Here is a 16,969-nt window from a genome sequence, read left to right as displayed (position 1 = left end):
CCGCGGTCACGCCCACGGGAAGCGGGCCCCGATTGCGGCCCTATGATCGCCCGCCATGTCCACCATGTCGTCCCCGATGAGGGCCCTGGTTACCGGGGCGTCGGGGTTCGTCGGCCGCCACCTCATCCGTCACCTCGAAGAAGCCGGTGACGACGTAATCGGGGTGGATCGCGAAACCGGTGGGATCGACATCACCGACGCCAACGCCGTGACCTCGCTTTTGGAGCGCACCCGGCCGACGGTGGTGTACCACCTGGCCGGCTGGGCCGACGTGGGTGGGTCCTGGCAACACCCGGTGGAGGCGTTCCGGGCCAACGCCGAAGGAACGCTCAACGTCTTGTCGGCGGCCACCGCCGCCGGTGTGGAGCGTGTGCTGGCCGTGTCGAGCGCCGATGTGTACGGGATCGTCACCCCAGATGAGCTTCCGCTGACCGAGGACTCACCGCTGCGACCAGCGAGTCCCTACGCCGCATCCAAGGTGGCCGCCGACTATCTGGGCCTCCAGGCCTGGCTCGGACGTCAGTTGCCGGTGCTCCGCGTCCGTGCCTTCAACCACCTCGGCCCCGGCCAGACCGACAAGTTCGTCGCTCCCGCTCTGGCGTCGCGCATCGCCCGCGCCGAGGTCGAAGGCGGAGAGGTGATCACCGTCGGCGACCTGTCGGCCCGACGGGATTTCACCGATGTCCGCGACGTGGTGCGGGCCTACCGGCTGCTGGTGGAACGAGGTGAACCGGGGCAGGTCTACAACGTGTGCTCTGGGGTCGATCTGGCGGTCCGGGATCTGGCCGACCAGCTTGTGGCCCAGGCTCGGGTGCCACTGCGTCTGGAAGTGGACGAGGCCCTCCTTCGTCCGGTCGAACTACCGGTGCTGCGTGGAAGCCACCAGCGCCTCACCGATGCCACCGGCTGGCAGCCCGACATCCCGATCGCCCAGACGCTCACCGACTTGTTGGAGGACTGGCGGGTCAGGCTGGCCGGGTAACCGGATCCCCGGCATCGACCACCCAACGGGACGCGACCGAGACCGCGCTTGCCGGGTCCGCCACATCTGCCACCACCTGGAACTGGGCCGTGAGCCGATCTGGTGTCAGCTCCACTTCCAGGTAACCGTGGTGGTCTAGCTGTTCGCGCAGGTGAGGGGTTCGGGCGCTCACATCCTGGCTGAACAGCACCGAAGACACCGGCACGGCCATGAACTCGGGTGCCACCACCGGAGAATCGACATCGAAGGGGACAGCGTGGACATCGAGCACCATCCCCTGGTGGTAATCGCCGGTGAGCACGACCGGGTTGGTCGAACCGGCGAGCTGGTCGATGAGCCGGGCTCGGGCCTGGGGGAAGCCGTCCCACACATCCAGGTAGTAGGCGGGGTCACCGTCGGGTGCTCCACTGTCCACTCCGGCCAACACGACCGGGTTGCCGAGAAGGTTCCAGGTGACTCCCCCGCGGGCCAGCCCGTCGGCCAGCCATTTCTCCTGTTCGACCCCCAGTCGTGACCGATCCTCGTCGGTGCGGGCGTCGCAATCTCCGAAGTCGGTGGTGTCGCGGGGGTCGGGACGACAGGGTGGTAGGTCGCTGTGTTGACGCTCGTCCAGGACGTGAAGGCGAGCCAGGTTCCCAACCTCGAACCGGCGGTGCACGTCGAGGACCGAACCCTCAGGTGGGTCGAGGCGCACCGGCAGGTTCTCCCACCATGCCTGGTAGGCGGCGGCCTTGCGATCCAGGTCGCCTCCTGCCTCTGTGTTAGGGACAACGTCGCCCATGTAGTTGTTGGCAACCTCGTGATCGTCCCACGTCACCACGAACGGTACGCTGGCGTGCGCAGCCTGGAGGTCAGGGTCGAGGCGATAGGACGCATAGCGCATGCGGTAGTCCTCCAGTGTGACCACCGCATGGGCAGGCTGGGACATGCGTGCGCCCGGTACCCCGGGGTACTCGTAGATGTAGTCGCCGAGGTGGAGTACCAGGTCAACATCGCGGGCGGCAAGGTGACGGTAGGCGGCCCATGCCCCCGTCTCCATCATCTGACAGTTCGCCACCGCCAGAGTGAAGCGATCTGGTGTGCCCACTGGGAGGGTCCGAGTCCGACCGATTGGGCTGGTCCATTCGCCGACCCGGAACCGGTAGAAGTGGTCAGTGGCGGGATCCAGGCCGTCGGCGTCGACGTGCACGCTGTGTCCGTGGTCGTAGCGAGCGGTGAAGGTGCCCTTGGTGGCGATCTTGGTGAAGCGAGCGTCGATGGCTACTTCCCACGCCACATCGACCGGGTCAGAGAACATTCCCCCGGAGCCGTCGCCAGCCAGAGCGTCTGGGGCCAGTCGGGTCCACAGGATCACCCTGTCAGCCAGGGGATCGCCTGATGCGACCCCCAGGGTGAACGGGTCTGATGCCAACTTGGCGCTGTGAGAGGTGGTGGTTCTCTGTCCCGCTCCAGGCGAGGTCGGGCGGTCCGCCGACGTCGTCGCCGGACCCGGGTCCGAGCATCCGGTGGCGGCCAGCGTGACGGTGGCGACCGACGCGGTCAGGAACGCCCTCCGGCTAAGGCTGACGGGATTACCACCGCTGGTATCTGGCTTGGACCATTGCGAAGACATCGGCGGGGTCCTCCTTCGAGGGGTTTCGGCTACTTCGGTGGAGACCGCTCGAGCGCCGATCGATCAGGGCCGGGAATTGTGCCATCTGCGACCGATCGATGGGCGGGCAAACGCTTCTGTTGTCAGCCTACCTACCGGTAGGTAGGCTGACGGGATGTTGCAGCTGTCCCCCGAACAGATCGCACTGCTCAACGAGCTCGAGCCGGTTGCAGCCGACCTGCTGGACAAGCACCTGGCCACCTCCAAGGAGTGGTTCCCCCACGAGCTCGTGCCCTGGAGCCGCGGTCGGGACTTCGAAGCGGGCCAGGAATGGGACCCCAAAGAGGTGGACCTCGATCCTGCCGTGCGGTCAAGCCTGTTCGTGAACCTTCTCACCGAAGACAACCTGCCGTACTACTTCCACACCATCGAGACCATGTTCGGCAACGACAGCGCGTGGGGAACCTGGGTACGACGCTGGACCGCCGAGGAGGGTCGCCACTCCATCGTGATGCGCGACTACCTGACCGTCACCCGGACCATCGACCCCGTGGCCCTCGAGCGCGCCCGGATGCACCAGGTCTCCGGCGGTCAGGTACCCAGCCCCGACTTCTTGACCGACGGCATCGTGTACGTGGCCCTCCAGGAACTGGCTACCCGCATCGCCCACTACAACACCGGCAAGCTCATGAACGACAAGGCCGGCTACGAAGTCATGAAGCGCGTCGCCGCCGACGAGAACCGTCACCACCTCTTCTACCGCGACCTGGGTACTGCCGCGCTGGAGATCAACCCGTCGGCCATGGTCATCGCCGCCGAACGCCAGGTCCGGGAGTTCGAGATGCCCGGCACCGGAATCGTCGACTTCGAGTCCCACGCCCACGCCATCGCCCGCGTCGGGATCTACGACTTCAGCGTCCACCACGACTCGGTCCTGGTCCCCGTCATCTTGCGCCAGTGGTCCATCGACCAGATCGAGGGCCTCAACCCCGAGGCGGAGGCAGCTAGGACCAAGCTCCTCAAACGAATGGAACGCATCGACAAGGCCGGACGCCGCTTCGCCAGCCGTCGCGCCGAAGCAGCCGAGACCGCCCTGGCCACATCCGCTGACGAACGACCTGAACCCACGCTGGTGGGAGTCGGCTGACTCAGCCACCCATCGGGCCAGTCCGTCCCGAGTTCTGCTACGCAATGGCCATGCGCTCCCGATCTGCACAGGCACTGATGTTGACCGCCATGGTGACCACCGCCGCGCTGGCCGGCTGCGGTGGCGGCGACGAGTCGACGTCGTCGTCGACCACCAAGGCCGAACGAACCACCACCACCACCACGACCACCGCGGCCGAGACCACCACCAGCCGTGCCGGAATCGACGACCTTCCGGGATGCCCCGACACCGCCGCGGTCGAGGAGCTCCTAGGTGGACCCACCGAGATGACCCCGAGCCTTGGCGGATCCAGTTCGTCCAACAGCGACGGAGGATCCTTCAACTACGACTACGAGGGATGCTCCTACGAGCTGACCGACGGTTCCGACGGCGAGGTCAACATCACCAGGGTCAGGGGCCACGACGCCGACGGCTCGTTCTTCGACGCCGCAGAGGCAGGAATCAAGGCCGACTTCGTAGACGACGGCATGGAACCGCTGGAGGATCTGGGCGAGGATGCCTACCGATCCGGGACCGACATTGTGGTCCTCGTCGACGGGGCCATGGTGTTCGTCACCGCCTACGGCGACGACGATGAACCGTCGCTGCCCCTGGCCCGAGAGCTGGCCGAGTCGGTGCTCGCCGAGGGATCTGGTCTGGTCACCGAGGCCGACATGGATTGCGACGAGATCGGCGCCATGGCACCGGAGTCGTTCGGGACCCTGGAGTCGACCGGGCCTACTGGTGGGGTCATCGTCATCGACGACCTGACCATCAACCCCAGCGGATGCCACCTGTCCTTCGAGGACGGCAGCTCTGGTGAGGTGACCACCGCTCCCGGAGACCAGTGGGACGCGTGGGTTGCGGCCGAGCAGGATTCGGGGTTCACCGTCGAGTACACGTCGTTGGAGGTAGCAGGCCACCGCGCCTTCGACGACGGCGAAGCCATCATCGTCGACGACGATCCCAACCATCCCCTGCGGATCACCTCACGAGGTGATGACCTCGACCCCGACCAGGCCGACCTCCGTCGCCGCCTCGCCGAACTCGTCCTCGACTAACGGTCCTAGCAACAGCGAGGACGACGACCGTCAGGCCGGCGACCGAACTCTGCCGGAAGGCTCTGCCTTTCGGCGGATCCAGAAGGTCAGCGATCCTGACGGTCAGGTATGAGTGAGTAGGTGGCGAAGCACATCTCGTCCTCGGTGCCCTCGGCGAACATGATGTACTTCGGAACTCGGCCCACGGCCTTGTCCCGGTCCCAGGAGCACTCCAGCCGCAACGGCTGACCGGCCTTCACTCGGAGCGGCTTGGCCAGCCCGTAGTTCATCTGCCAGTCGAAGCTCCAGTCAGGGATGTCCAAGAGGATCTGTTCCTGCGGTGTGTCGACGTCGAGGGTGAGCCGAAGCGAGGAGCCGATCGTGTGCATGTGTCCGAGCACGCCGGTGATGATGCCGTCCTCGGGCACCACCAGATCGCACCATGACCGGGCGAACCGACCATCGAAGGTGGCAGCCAACTCCTCAGGCGACCGGCCGCACAACATGAGAAGCCCGTTCTGAGTTCCAGCCCCCGACGGGCCATACAACCGGACGTTCTCTTCCATGGCCGCGGCGCGGTCACAGAGCGGAGCGTCGGCGTCCTCGGGTAGGCACGGCACTTCGACGGGAGCCAGCGGATTGACCACCCGCATCTCCTTCACATCGGGGGTGTCCGGGGTGAGCTGGATGGCCAAACCCGACCGATCGGCCACAGGCGTGCCACCGAAGTGGTAGTGGATCTGCATGACCAGGGCATCGCCGGGCTCCAACAAGATGCCGGAGTTCTCCGGGAAGATCACCGGGGACTGGCCGGGTACCCAGCCCGCCACCAAGTTGGCCTGACCAGCAAAGCCGACGTCTCGGTGCCGGGGTTTTCCCGGATCTCGATCCGGTCGACGCCCAGGGATGCTCGGGCTGCTGTAGCAGGACCAACCGGGCTGGCCACCCTCGCCCGACATCGCCAGTGCGTTGGTCCGTTGCTCCTCGGAGATGTGGAACACCTGGGCGTGGTGAAGCTGGGGGACCTGGTCGGCCAGGAACGTGTAACCGGTCATGAAGACCGGCTCGGTGATCTCGGGCTCCAGCACGAAGCAGCGATAGTCGTTGGTGTTGTCCGTGGAGCCGGTATAGCTCGGGATGAACATCTTCTGGTCCTGGCGGGGCAGGAGATCGGCTGCTTCCTTGGTCGGCTTCAGCTTGGTCGTGGCCGGCACGTCGAGGGGGGCGCCGGCATCAGCCCACGCCGCCAGCGTGGCGATCTCGGCGTCGGAGATGTCGGGCTTGTGCGCCAGCTCGACACCCTCATCGGATGCGAACCACGGCGGCATGTATCCAGCTTGGGTGACGGTCTTGAGCCCGTCGGAGACGGCCTTCACGTCACCGGCATCGTCCATGGTGAGCGTGTGGGCCCCGAACTGGCCCGAGATGTGGCATGACGCAGTGCTCGGCGAGGATCGGCTGCACGTCACGGGCATAAGACGGCACCCCTTCGGCATCTGATTCGATCCGGGACTGCTTCTCGATCGTCGAAGCAACCTCGGTGGTGGCCGGGTCGACGGCCACCAACTCGAGGGTCAGCCGGACGTCGTCTTCGGTCTGGACCAACCCGGCGATGGAGATGGGCCCGGCGTCGAAGCGAGACAGCTTGGCCACCGTGGTGGCGGTCGCGACGAGCTCACCGTCCTTCCATGTGGCGGTCACGTCGAAGGTGGCGGTGGCGGGCTTGCCCTTCACCGTCACGTTTCCTTCGATGGTGAAGTCATAGGACTTCCCCTCCGTGGCCGCACCGGTGAGCCCGACGATCTTGTCCAGGTCGAAGGTGGCCAGCGGGAACTGGTTGGACTGGAGGAAGTCCTGGCGGATGCGGGCGTCGCGGAGGTTGTTGTCGGACTCGAACTGCTCGATGTTCACCACGATCTGTCCGATGCGGCTCTTCTCCAGCGCGCCCTCATTGAGGGCCACATCACCGGCGATGCCACTGGTGGAGCCCTTGGCTGTGCCGGTGGTGCGCCCACCTAGCTGTTCGTTCACCTCGTAGGTGAGCGAGGAACGGGTCGGATCGATCCGCAGGAGGGTCTCCCCGTCGCGCGGGGTCAGCCGAGGTGCTCGGGGCACCTCCTTGGTAACGGTGGCGAAGCGCTGGGCGTCGACGACCGGCTTGATCTGCTGATAGGCGAAGGTGCCCACGACCGCAAGGCCCAGGGCCACGCCCGCCACCGACAGGCGGCGAACCATGCGACGCTTGGATGCTCCGTCCGGACCGCCAGCAGGCGGTTCTGGAACTGACAGCTCTTCGACCTGGTCTTGGTCGGCCATGTGCGCGTACACCCCTCGTGCGATCTGATGACCCGCGTCCCCTTTGACGCGGGCCGCCCCGGATTCTGGCAGATATTTGCATGTTGCGTGCGACTTCCTGACGGGTCGCTGGGCCCGACCCCGGCCACGGCGCTAGACCGACACCGATGCAGCTACCGGTGATCGACGTGTCCGCCCTGACCGCCAAACGCGATCCCCCGTTGACCTCACCTGCGGACCCCGACCAGATGGAGGTCGCCCGCCAGATCGATGAAGCCTGCCGTCGTGACGGATTCTTCTTGATCACCGGGCACGGCGTCATCCCTGACCTCCAGCGCCGTCTCGACCGGGCCTCCCGGGCCTTCTTCGATCTCCCCGACACGGTGAAGGCCGACGTGGCCATGCCCCGAGCCGGTAATGCATGGCGAGGCTGGTTCCCCGTGGGCGGAGAGCTCACCTCTGGACAGCCCGACCTGAAGGAAGGCCTCTACTTCGGTGCCGAGCTCGATCTCGACCATCCCCGGGTGCGGGCCGGTACTGCGCTTCACGGCCCCAACCTGTTCCCGGCCTACCCGCCCGACCTGAAGCCGATCGTCTTGGAATGGATGGCGGCCATGACCGGCCTAGCCCAACAGATCATGGTCGGACTGGCACTGGCGTTGGGGCTGGGACCGAACTGGTTCGCAACCAACCTCACCGCCGACCCGACGGTGTTGTTCCGCATCTTCCACTACCCTCCCGCTCTTGCCGCTCCGGTGGACTCCCCCACATCGGTGGGCCCGGATGCCACCTCCCCGCGTTGGGGCGTGGCCGAACACACCGACTACGGACTGCTCACGCTGCTGGCCCAAGACGGTTCGGGCGGTCTCCAGGTCCGCCGGGACGGACGATGGCTGGACGTGGATCCCAGACCGGACAGCTTCGTGTGCAACATCGGAGACATGCTCGACCGCATGACCGGAGGCCGGTACCGCTCCACGCCCCACCGTGTTCTGGCCACCGCTGTCGATCGATTGTCGTTCCCGTTCTTCTTCGATCCCAGTTGGGATGCCGAGGTGACACCCCTACCCATGGACGGCGAACCCCCCACCGACGATGCCCTGACCCGCTGGGACGAGACCAGCGTCCACGAGTACCGAGGCACCTATGGGGACTACCTCACTGCCAAGGTGGCTAAGATCTTCCCTTCGCTGAACACCTGACGAATGATCACATCCCGTTGGACTGGTCACGACTCATCCGACCCGGGGTGACTGGCGACCCGCCTCGACTCACCTCGCGGATCAGTCGTATATGGCCTCCAACCACCATTGGCCCGACTCGACGGCCAAAAGGTGTGCATCACCGGTGTCATCGACCAATTGGAACCGGGCCCGACGACGATGCCGGGTTGGATCCCACCATCGCTCCTCCACCGGCCACGGCCCACACCACCCCACCACCTTGCGCGCCGGCTGACCACGCCGGGAGAACCGAACCGGCGGAGAGGAGACCTCGGCCCTACCGGTAACCACTACCGGGTGGCCGTGAACGTCCAACACCTGCACCGGTTCAGGGGGTTCCAGTACCGAAGCCGGGGCCGGATCGGGCACCCGACCCGGCCAGGGACCGTCCACCTCGACCAGTCGGGCCGCGGGCCTGTGGGTAGTGAGGTCAACCGTCTCCACCGGGACCTGGACCACCCGATCCGCAGGGCCACGCCCCCCACGCATCTCAGCTACCCGCACCGAACCGGCCCCCAAGGTGCCCTGGAGTCGGGCCACCGCCCGCAGAATCCGCTCATCCACCAAGGTCTCTCCACCCCAGAAACCGAGCTGACGACCCCGGGCCGCCACCACCTCGACGGGCACCAAGGTGATCCGAACGATGCCGGCGGTGGGTCGCACCGCAGCTCCACCGGAGAGCCAACCGTCGAGCTGCCAGCGAACCCGGTCGGTGAGGGCCGCCGGGGTCAAGGCCCCCTCATGACGCCAGTGACGGGCCAAGGTCTCACCGTGATCGGTCTCGGCTTCCACCAGCACCCGGGTACAGGCCAGTCCCCGACCTTCAAGAGACTCGTGCAACTCCCCGGCCAGCACTCGGGCCACGAACGCAGCCCGGTCGACCTGGTCGGCCGGCGGATCCACCTCACGGCTGACCTTCAGTTCCGGAGCGGGACGACGGGCAGCTAGGGGACGGGCATCCAACCCTCGGGCCAGACGGTGGACGACGACCCCCATCTCACCGAAGCGACCCAGCAGATCGGCCCCATCCAACTGGGCTACCTGACCGATCGTCTTCAGACCGAGCCGCGCCAACAGTTCGGTCAACTCGACCGGAACCGCCAAGTCCAACGCCGCTCGGGTGAGCGCAGCCACCGGGAGCGAAGCCAGATAGCCCGGAGATTCTCCTGGGGCCACCACAACCGGCTGGCCCTGGCGGATCGACTGACGGGCCGCCAGCAGGGCGGCGAACGAACCGTCGGCGACGCCGACCCCCACCTCGGCCCCCCCGGTGGCTCCAGTGGCGATCCAACCGGTGCGCTCGGCCAGGGATTCGTCTCCCCCCGTGTAGCGCGACGGACCCCGGGTGGCGAAGGCCAAAGTACCCGGCACCGAAACCTCTACCCCGGGGGTGAGGACGTCGAATGCGGCAGCCACCGGCTCGAAGCACCGGGCGTCACGATCGGGATCGTGTCCCACGACATCTGCATGAGGGCAGCGACGTTGAGCCTCCCGTCGCCGCATACCCACCTCTACGCCGACACGACGAGCCTCGGGCGAAGCGGCCACCACCCGATTGGCCCGAACCACCACCATGGCCTCGGGTTCGGAAGCCTCTGCGCCGTTCCCGGGCGTCTTGCCACCGTCGCTCCCTCGGGCCGCGGCTACCACCGGCCAGTGCGGGCAGTGGACCACCACGGTCCGGGTGGGAAGATCTCCGCTCACCCTGCCGCTCCGAGGTGGTCGGCCCACACCGACCTGCCCACCACGCCCGCACCGGTGCCAGTGCCCATGCCAGTGCCAGTGCCAGTGCCAGTGCCAGTGCCAGTGCCAGTGCCGGCACCGGGGTCCTCCACCACCGCCACCCCCCCACCGGGAGCCGGGAGCCAGAGATGGGCCCGACGGGGACGGTCGGCCCCCCGTCTGCCCGTCACCGAGACCTGGGCCAGTCGACCTCGAAGATGACCATGCCCCAGACCCACCCCACGCCACCGGGCCGCCGACGCCTCCAACACCAAGTCAGGTGCGGAGGCCCAGCGCCCCTGAGAACCCCCCACCTGCACCATCACCGAGCCGCGGTCACGGGCCTGGGCGCTGAGCCGACGGTGGACACCGGCCGATACCGGGCGCGCTGGCTGGCACAACACCACCTCTACCGCGTCGAGCACGGCCGACACCGATGACGCCCACCGATCGGGACCGGGTTCATCGACAAGGAGCACCCTCTCCAGATCCACACCCAGTTCAGCAGCCGCCACCAAACCCAGGTGAGGTAGACCGACCACCGCCACCCACCCTCCAGAGGTGGTGGTGGGACCCACTAGGGCCAGAGCCAGCGAAGAGGATGCAGTACCGCTGGTGGCTACCAGCGAGCCACGCTGAAGCCCCCCGTGGGGAAGCAGGGAGGCCAATGCATCGGGTACAGCCAGGATTCGTTCTGTGGCCCCCACCACCGGCCTGACCCGCTGACCCAGCAATGCCAGAGATGCAAGATCGGGTGCTGCGACGGCCATGGACCCAGTATCGAACACTTGTTCGATGCCTGCAACTGATCCCTGAGATCAATTGCCAGGGCTGACCAAGGCACTGCCTCTCGGCGGATCCAGGATAAAGGCCGAAGCCAGATCAGGACCCAGAGACCTCGGTGATGTAGGTGATGAGGTCGGCCAGCTCTTCGTCGGTGAGATCGCCATAGGCCACCGGCATCAGGTTCTCGAAACCGGCTCGCACCTCAGAGCGAGGGTCTCGGATGGCACGCTCCAGATAGGCCTCGTCGGCAGTGACGGTGACACCGTCTGCCAGTTGCACCTCGGAACCGGCCAGCCCCTGCCAGCTAGGGCCCATACTCCGCTGTCCGTCGATGGTGTGGCACGAATGACACCCCTGAGCATCGGACACGGCCTTGCCTCGTTGACCCGCTGCGCTCAGCTCGACCTTGGCTGGGGCGTCGTCTCCGCAGCCGGACAGCACGCCGCCAGCCCCAAGAGCCACGGCGACGGTGAGCAACACCGCCGCCCGTTTCCGACCAGATCGAACGGGGATGCGGCGATGCTCCAAGGGTCAGCCCTCCGTGGCCGTCGAATCCGAGGCCGTCTCGGCGGCTGCTTCTGCTGCAGCCTTGGCTTCAGCTTCAGCCGCCTCTGCTGCGGCCTTGGCTTCAGCTTCAGCCGCCTCTGCTGCGGCCTTGGCCGCCTTCTCGGCCTCGGCCTCGAGGTAGGCGGCCGTCTTCTCCTCGTCGTAGTACAGGTAGAGGAGCTCGACGATCTCCTTGAGACCCTGGCTGTCGTGCCCCTTGGCCAGATCGACGGTGACCATGTTGCCGTTGACGTGCACGTTCTGAACCTGGCCGCTGGCGAAGAGACGCCGGGCCAAGACATCGGGTGGGCGCTGGCCCCAGATCTCCTCGTCCAGGGCATAGCGCTCGTGACCGGTTCCGGTGAGCATCCGGTTGGTCTCGAAGCGGACGACCCCGCGGTTCGACGATGGCTTCTCGTTGACGACGATCACCTGGCCCATGGTCTCGGGATCGTAGTTCCAACCCCCTGAACGCCAGTCATCCACCCATGGCTTCGGGCGATGCTGCTATCCGATCACCCCAGGGTCAGGACATTGGATGGCGAACCGACCGCCAGGCCCACGTCGCCAGGCCCACCGATGCCACGGCCAGGACCGAGTGCACCACCTTGAACCCAACGGGGTGGTCGGCGGTCACGATGATGGCGATCCGCACCACCCAGTAGATGACGGTCCCGGCCGCGAACCCGGTCACACCCAGGGTGAAGCGAGCATCCTCGCGATCTCCACCGGTGACCATGTATGCCCCCAGCGCCAACGCCGCCAACACGAACAGGGTTATCGGGGTGGACCAGATCAATTTCTCGGCCACGGTGTCGTCTGGGTTGGTCCACGCCAACCAGATCCGGTTGGTCCAGATGAACAGGGTCACGGCACAGAACACCGCCACCGAAGCCGGTTCCAACCGGCTGGTCCAGCGGTCCGAAGCGTCAGCATCACGACCCTCGCGTTGGTCGGCCCGACCCAGGTCCTGAGCAGAAGGTTTCACGGGACCAACGCTAGGGAGCAGGCGGGGTGTTCTCCGAGTCGGGTCCCGCCTCGGAGTCGAGGATCGCCGAGGGTTCGCCCGCCGCCCACCTCCTCGACGAATCCGGTTCGTTGGAACCGCACCTGACGGTGCGACACTGGAACCATGGCCCGCCGCACCAAGATCATCGCCACCATCGGTCCCGCCTCCGACTCCGAGGCCATGATCAAGGACTTGGCCGAAGCCGGGATGGACGTGGCCCGCATCGGCTTGGCCCACGGCACCCTCGACGAGGCCATCGAGAAGTTCCGGCGGGTTCGTCGCGTCGAGGCTTCCCTCGGACGACCCCTGGGTGTCCTGGTCGATCTGCCCGGTCCCAAGGTTCGAGCCGGCGCCATGCCCGAGGGCGGTCTGGATCTCGATGAAGGAGACCTGATCCGTCTCACCCCTGGTAACGAAGGCTCCACCGAAGCTGCCATCCGAGTCGATCACGATGGCCTTCTGGCCGACCTCCACGTCGGCGACCGAGTCACCTTCGGCGACGGCGGGGTCATGGCCTTGGTCGACGAGCGGGCCAGCGACCACCTAGTCGCCCGGGTCACCCACGGCGGTCTGCTCCAGGGTCGGCCCGGTGTCCACATCCCCTCGGATCGGCTACGCATCCCGTCACCCACCCCCGAAGATCTACACATGCTCGATGCCTTCGTGGAAGAGGGGATCGACATGGTGGCCCTGTCGTTCGTCCGGTCGGCCCACGACGTGCGCCGGGTCGGTGTTGAGCCCCACCCTCGCGGCCCCTTGGTCATCGCCAAGATCGAGACCCGGGCCGCGGTGGACAACCTGGACAGCATCATCGAAGCCTCCGGTGCGGTCATGATCGCCAGAGGTGACCTGGGGGCGGAGCTACCCATCGAGGAGCTGCCGCACCTCCAAAAGCGAATCCTCCAGCGCTGCATCGCCCTGGGCCGCCCAGCCATCACCGCCACCCAGATGTTGGAGTCAATGGTCACCGCTCCTTCGCCGACCAGGGCCGAGGCATCCGACATCGCCAATGCTGTGTTCGACGGGTCCAGCGCGCTGATGCTGTCGGGCGAGTCGGCCATCGGTCATGATCCAGTGAACGCGGTGGCCACCATGGCCCGGATCGCGGCCCGAGCCGACGACGAGTTCGACTACGACGCTTGGGGGGCGCGGGTCCACGCCATGGCCACCACCATGCAGCCGTCCATAGACGACACCGTCACCAACTCGATGACGATGGCGGCATGGCGCGCAGCCAGCGAGTCGAAGGCAAGCGCCATCATCTGCATCACCCGCACCGGTTTCACGGTGCGAGCCATCGCCCGCTTCCGGCCCCAGGCCAAGATCTTGGGGTTCAGCTCCGACACCCAGGCCCTGCGCCAGATCAAGCTGAGCTGGGGGGCCATCCCTCACCCGCTGGGTGTCGACTACCACGACGATCACGTGATCACCCACGTCCTGAACGTGGCCCGTGAAGCCGGAGACATCCGGCGAGGTGACCTGGTGTGCGTCCTGTCGGGATCGAGCGACTATCCGGGGCAGGCCACCGACTCGCTCCAGCTCATCCCCATCCGCTGATTCCTAAGGGTCCTAGCGGATAGGTGCAGTCGTCGTCGCAACCAGGTTGATCAGACCGAGGCTCCGCCTCGGTTTAACCATGCCGTGCCTATGGGTCGGCTCGCCTATCGGCTCGCCTCCTAAGCCCGGATCCGGTCGCCGGCTACTGGAGCGAACACGAAGAACATGCGGGCCCGACATGTGGTGACGCCAGCTCTCGAAGCAGTGCCATGCCCCCAACCTCCCCGGGGACCCATGCGCTCGAGCGTCACCTCCAGGAGCAGTTCATCTCCAGGTTCGACCATGGAGGGAAACCTGACGTCCTCCAGTCCGGCCAGCAGCGGCAATCGCCCGACGTGGGCCGGGTCGGCCAGCACTGCCAAGGCTCCGGTCTGAGCTAGCGCCTCGACCTGGAGCACCCCCGGCACGACTGGACGACCCGGAAAATGGCCGGCCAGCCAGGCCTCGTCTCCTTCGATCCGCCATCGGGTCACGGCGTGCCTTCCTGGCTCGCACCGCTCCACGGTGTCCAGGAAGCGAAACGGCGGCCTATGCGGCAACAGGTCGATCACCCGTCCTCAGACCGCCCATCGGTCCCACCGTTACAACGTCGCGGTCGACGGGCTCAGCCGCCGGGCCGCCCACCATGGTGAACCGTCGGTCGGCCGGGTTGTTACCCGGCGGTCTTTTCCAAGCTACCGACGGGTAAGGCGAAACCTCGGGCGTCGGGGGCGGTCTGACCTCCTCGTGACATCCCCCCAACCTCAAGATCGACATCCGGCGCCGGAGCCGGAGTCGGAAGTTGGCCACGCCGACCCGATGGTGATGGAGGCTTCCGCTGACGGTGACGCAGTGGTGCTCGACCTGCGCCTAGTGGTCGCGCCCCAAGATGGACGATTCCACCCGGCCACCCCTCGCGTGGTGACCGCCGAAGGTGAGGTGGTCCACAGCGGCGACGTGATCGGACACGTGGTCCGATCTGGGAACCACGAACCGATCCACACCTTCTGCGCCGGGTTCTTGATGAGGCTTCTGGCCGACCCCGGCGAACACGTCCGGGTCGGCCAGCCCGTGGCCCTGATCCACCCGGTCTCGGTGTGAGCACGGCTTCGGTTTCGGCTCGGGACACCTCGTCCGCGTCGGTCGATCACTCCGCTCCTTCGATCCCCCGGCTGGCCTTCGCGGTGGCCGGAATCGGTGTGGCGCTACCCACGAAACGGGTGACGAACCGGGACCTCGGTGCCAGCATGGACACCGACCACGCCTGGATCGTGGGGCGCACCGGAATCCACGCCCGCCGGGTGGCGGGCGCCGACGAATCCACCACTGCGCTGGCCTCCCAGGCCGCGGTCAACGCCCTCGGCGATGCCGGTATCACCCCGGCCACGCTCGATCTGATCGTGATCGCCACTTCCACACCCGATTCAGGCTGCCCCTCCACCGCGGCCCGGGTGGCCTCAGCTCTCGGAGTTCGCGCCGGCGGATTCGACGTGAACGCCGCTTGTTGTGGGTTCGTTCATGCCCTCGGCGCGGCGGCGGCGTTGGTGGCCGACTCGGTGGGCACGGCGCTGGTGATCGGGGCCGACCGCTACACGTCCCTGACCGATCCGACCGACCGCAACACCGCGGTCCTCTTCGGTGACGGTGCAGGAGCGATGGTGATCCAAAAGGTCACCCGACGCCCGGGAGCTCCCGGGATCCTCGGCACCGACCAGGGAGGCGCCCCGCGCACGTTGAGACTGATCGAGGTGACTCCGGGCCGGGACCACCTGACCATGGACGGCCCCGATCTTTTCCGACGCGCCACCCGCGCCATGGTGGCCTCCTCCGCGGCCGCCCTGGACCGGGCCGGCCTGGCCGCCGGCCACGTCGATCTGTTCGTGCCCCATCAGGCCAACGCCCGCATCATCGCTGCCGCGGCAGAACGGCTGGGAGTGGATCCGGCGCGAGTAGTTGTCGACGTGGCCGAGAGGGCCAACACCTCGGCGGCATCGATCCCCTTGGCGCTTCACAGCGCCCGCTCCCAAGGCCGACTCGACGCTGGTGCGACGGTACTGCTCAGCAGTGTCGGCGCCGGTCTGGGATGGGCCAGCCTGGTCATGAGGTGGGGACGATGACCGCCCTAGGGGCCAAGTCCCAGGCCCGGGTGGCGTTGGTAAGCGGGGCCACCGGGGCCATCGGTGCTGCCACGGCTCGGGCCCTGGCCCAGTCCGGACATGCGGTGGGAGTGGGATGGCGATCTGATCCCGAGTCTGCCCGGGCGGCGGTCGAGGCGATCACCGCCGCGGGCAGTCACGCCATGGCCGTCCACCTGGACCTGACCGATGCCGAGTCGATCGAGCGGAGCGTCACCGTTCTCGAGGCCGAACTGGGGCCGGTCACGGTGCTGGTGAACAACGCCGGGCTCACCTCCGACGGTCTGTTCATACGGATGTCTGATGCCGACTGGTCGAGGGTCATGGCCACCAACCTGGACGGAACCTTCCGTCTCACCCGCAGAGTGGTGCCGTCGATGGTTCGAGCCCGGTGGGGACGCATCGTGAACGTCACCTCCGTGGTCGGTCTCAGCGGATCGGCTGGCCAGGTCAACTACGCCACCGCGAAGGCGGGTCTGATCGGCTTCACGCGGTCTCTGGCTCGGGAACTGGCGTCCCGGTCGGTGACGGTCAACGCGGTCGCGCCTGGGCCCATAGACACGCCGATGCTGGCCCAGATCGGGGCGGGACGGATCGACGGAATGGCGGCCCAGGTTCCGGTGGGTCGCCTCGGCCAACCCGAGGAGGTGGCCGCAGCTGCCGCCTATCTCTGCTCGGATGCCGCTGCCTTCGTGACCGGTGCGGTCCTTCCCGTCGATGGCGGGCTGGGGATGGGTCACTGAGCTCACGAGGTGCGCCGATAGGCGGACCGACCCACAAGCACGGCATGGAAAAACGTGGCAACGCCTCGGTCTGATCACCCTCGCAGCGAAAACGACCGGACCTATCCGATCGGGTCCTCAGGACCCGATCGGACGAGAGGCAGAAACTTCCGGCGGAGTTCGATCGCCGACCTAACGGCTGAACACCAATGGTGGCCACACCGAGACCAACAAC

Annotated in this window: 16 protein-coding genes and 1 pseudogene; 8 read left to right on the top strand and 9 right to left on the bottom strand. The window is 66.9% G+C overall.

What is annotated here, in order from left to right; translation table 11 throughout:
• The first annotated feature begins 55 nt into the window (after positions 1-55).
• Positions 56-982 (top strand): GDP-mannose 4,6-dehydratase, encoded by a 927-nt coding sequence (locus IPG97_01230; protein ID MBK6855212.1) that lies wholly within the window; start codon positions 56-58, stop codon positions 980-982.
• On the opposite strand, the gene IPG97_01225 is transcribed toward IPG97_01230, so the two are convergent.
• The gene (locus tag IPG97_01225) at positions 966-2,594 is read right to left on the bottom strand and encodes an alkaline phosphatase D family protein (GenBank protein MBK6855211.1); all 1,629 of its coding nucleotides are present in this window, start codon (positions 2,592-2,594) and stop codon (positions 966-968) included. The two genes, IPG97_01230 and IPG97_01225, sit on opposite strands and share 17 nt — an antisense overlap.
• Before the next feature lie 154 nt (positions 2,595-2,748).
• On the opposite strand from IPG97_01225, the gene IPG97_01220 reads away from it, so the two are divergent.
• Both IPG97_01220 and IPG97_01215 read left to right on the top strand, forming a co-directional pair.
• Complete coding sequence (locus IPG97_01220; protein ID MBK6855210.1) at positions 2,749-3,720, top strand: acyl-ACP desaturase; 972 nt, start codon at positions 2,749-2,751, stop codon at positions 3,718-3,720.
• A gap of 50 nt (positions 3,721-3,770) precedes the next feature.
• A pseudogene (locus IPG97_01215) lies at positions 3,771-3,914 on the top strand (fasciclin domain-containing protein).
• Positions 3,915-4,867: 953 nt separating this feature from the next.
• On the opposite strand, the gene IPG97_01210 reads toward IPG97_01215, so the two are convergent.
• Positions 4,868-6,229 (bottom strand): hypothetical protein, encoded by a 1,362-nt coding sequence (locus IPG97_01210; protein ID MBK6855209.1) that lies wholly within the window; start codon positions 6,227-6,229, stop codon positions 4,868-4,870.
• On the bottom strand, positions 6,138-7,076 hold the full coding sequence (locus tag IPG97_01205) for a YceI family protein (protein MBK6855208.1): 939 nt from the start codon (positions 7,074-7,076) through the stop codon (positions 6,138-6,140). Before IPG97_01205 ends, IPG97_01210 begins: the two co-directional genes overlap by 92 nt.
• A gap of 146 nt (positions 7,077-7,222) precedes the next feature.
• Between IPG97_01205 and IPG97_01200 the strand changes: the two genes are divergently transcribed.
• Entirely contained in the window at positions 7,223-8,257 is a 1,035-nt protein-coding gene (locus IPG97_01200; protein MBK6855207.1) for an isopenicillin N synthase family oxygenase, read from the top strand.
• Positions 8,258-8,338: 81 nt separating this feature from the next.
• On the opposite strand, the gene IPG97_01195 is transcribed toward IPG97_01200, so the two are convergent.
• From IPG97_01195 to IPG97_01175, 5 genes are all read right to left on the bottom strand, one after another.
• Positions 8,339-9,982, bottom strand: coding sequence for a DNA polymerase Y family protein (locus IPG97_01195; protein MBK6855206.1), 1,644 nt, complete (start codon positions 9,980-9,982; stop codon positions 8,339-8,341).
• Positions 9,979-10,770, bottom strand: a complete 792-nt coding sequence (locus IPG97_01190; GenBank protein ID MBK6855205.1) for a hypothetical protein — start codon at positions 10,768-10,770, stop codon at positions 9,979-9,981. The genes IPG97_01195 and IPG97_01190 overlap by 4 nt, the downstream gene beginning before the upstream one ends.
• A 112-nt stretch (positions 10,771-10,882) precedes the next feature.
• Entirely contained in the window at positions 10,883-11,266 is a 384-nt protein-coding gene (locus tag IPG97_01185; protein MBK6855204.1) for a cytochrome c, read from the bottom strand.
• A gap of 51 nt (positions 11,267-11,317) precedes the next feature.
• Positions 11,318-11,773: a NifU N-terminal domain-containing protein gene (locus IPG97_01180; GenBank protein ID MBK6855203.1), complete on the bottom strand. Its 456-nt coding sequence runs from the start codon at positions 11,771-11,773 to the stop codon at positions 11,318-11,320.
• Between the two features lie 85 nt (positions 11,774-11,858).
• Positions 11,859-12,320: a hypothetical protein gene (locus IPG97_01175; protein MBK6855202.1), complete on the bottom strand. Its 462-nt coding sequence runs from the start codon at positions 12,318-12,320 to the stop codon at positions 11,859-11,861.
• A 144-nt stretch (positions 12,321-12,464) separates the two neighbouring features.
• Here IPG97_01175 and pyk point away from each other — a divergent pair, with 144 nt between their 5' ends.
• Positions 12,465-13,898: a pyruvate kinase gene (gene pyk / locus IPG97_01170; GenBank protein MBK6855201.1), complete on the top strand. Its 1,434-nt coding sequence runs from the start codon at positions 12,465-12,467 to the stop codon at positions 13,896-13,898.
• Positions 13,899-14,017: 119 nt separating this feature from the next.
• Here the strand turns inward: pyk and IPG97_01165 are convergent, their stop codons facing one another.
• On the bottom strand, positions 14,018-14,449 hold the full coding sequence (locus IPG97_01165) for a beta-hydroxyacyl-ACP dehydratase (GenBank protein MBK6855200.1): 432 nt from the start codon (positions 14,447-14,449) through the stop codon (positions 14,018-14,020).
• Positions 14,450-14,702: 253 nt separating this feature from the next.
• Here IPG97_01165 and IPG97_01160 point away from each other — a divergent pair, with 253 nt between their 5' ends.
• The 3 genes from IPG97_01160 to fabG all read left to right on the top strand — a co-directional run bounded on the left by IPG97_01160 (position 14,703) and on the right by fabG (position 16,755).
• Positions 14,703-14,978 carry a hypothetical protein gene (locus IPG97_01160; GenBank protein MBK6855199.1) on the top strand — a complete coding sequence of 92 codons (276 nt, stop codon included), beginning with the start codon at positions 14,703-14,705 and terminating at the stop codon, positions 14,976-14,978.
• Between the two features lie 62 nt (positions 14,979-15,040).
• Positions 15,041-15,994: a beta-ketoacyl-ACP synthase 3 gene (locus IPG97_01155; GenBank protein MBK6855198.1), complete on the top strand. Its 954-nt coding sequence runs from the start codon at positions 15,041-15,043 to the stop codon at positions 15,992-15,994.
• Positions 15,991-16,755 carry a 3-oxoacyl-ACP reductase FabG gene (gene fabG / locus IPG97_01150; protein ID MBK6855197.1) on the top strand — a complete coding sequence of 255 codons (765 nt, stop codon included), beginning with the start codon at positions 15,991-15,993 and terminating at the stop codon, positions 16,753-16,755. The genes IPG97_01155 and fabG overlap by 4 nt, the downstream gene beginning before the upstream one ends.
• Positions 16,756-16,969: the final 214 nt, after the last annotated feature.

The sequence above is a fragment of the Microthrixaceae bacterium genome (assembly GCA_016702505.1).
Lineage (GTDB): Bacteria > Actinomycetota > Acidimicrobiia > Acidimicrobiales > Iamiaceae > Aquihabitans.
This window is presented reverse-complemented; position numbering and strand designations above follow the sequence as displayed.

Excerpts from the sequence above, each read along its gene's own strand:
- IPG97_01205 (MBK6855208.1), bottom strand. The coding sequence starts at position 7,076 with ATGGCCGACCAAGACCAGGTCGAAGAGCTGTCAGTTCCAGAACCGCCT.
- pyk (MBK6855201.1), top strand. The coding sequence starts at position 12,465 with ATGGCCCGCCGCACCAAGATCATCGCCACCATCGGTCCCGCCTCCGAC.
- fabG (MBK6855197.1), top strand. The coding sequence starts at position 15,991 with ATGACCGCCCTAGGGGCCAAGTCCCAGGCCCGGGTGGCGTTGGTAAGC.
- IPG97_01225 (MBK6855211.1), bottom strand. The coding sequence starts at position 2,594 with ATGTCTTCGCAATGGTCCAAGCCAGATACCAGCGGTGGTAATCCCGTC.
- IPG97_01220 (MBK6855210.1), top strand. The coding sequence starts at position 2,749 with ATGTTGCAGCTGTCCCCCGAACAGATCGCACTGCTCAACGAGCTCGAG.
- IPG97_01160 (MBK6855199.1), top strand. The coding sequence starts at position 14,703 with ATGGAGGCTTCCGCTGACGGTGACGCAGTGGTGCTCGACCTGCGCCTA.
- IPG97_01180 (MBK6855203.1), bottom strand. The coding sequence starts at position 11,773 with ATGGGCCAGGTGATCGTCGTCAACGAGAAGCCATCGTCGAACCGCGGG.
- IPG97_01200 (MBK6855207.1), top strand. The coding sequence starts at position 7,223 with ATGCAGCTACCGGTGATCGACGTGTCCGCCCTGACCGCCAAACGCGAT.
- IPG97_01190 (MBK6855205.1), bottom strand. The coding sequence starts at position 10,770 with ATGGCCGTCGCAGCACCCGATCTTGCATCTCTGGCATTGCTGGGTCAG.
- IPG97_01230 (MBK6855212.1), top strand. The coding sequence starts at position 56 with ATGTCCACCATGTCGTCCCCGATGAGGGCCCTGGTTACCGGGGCGTCG.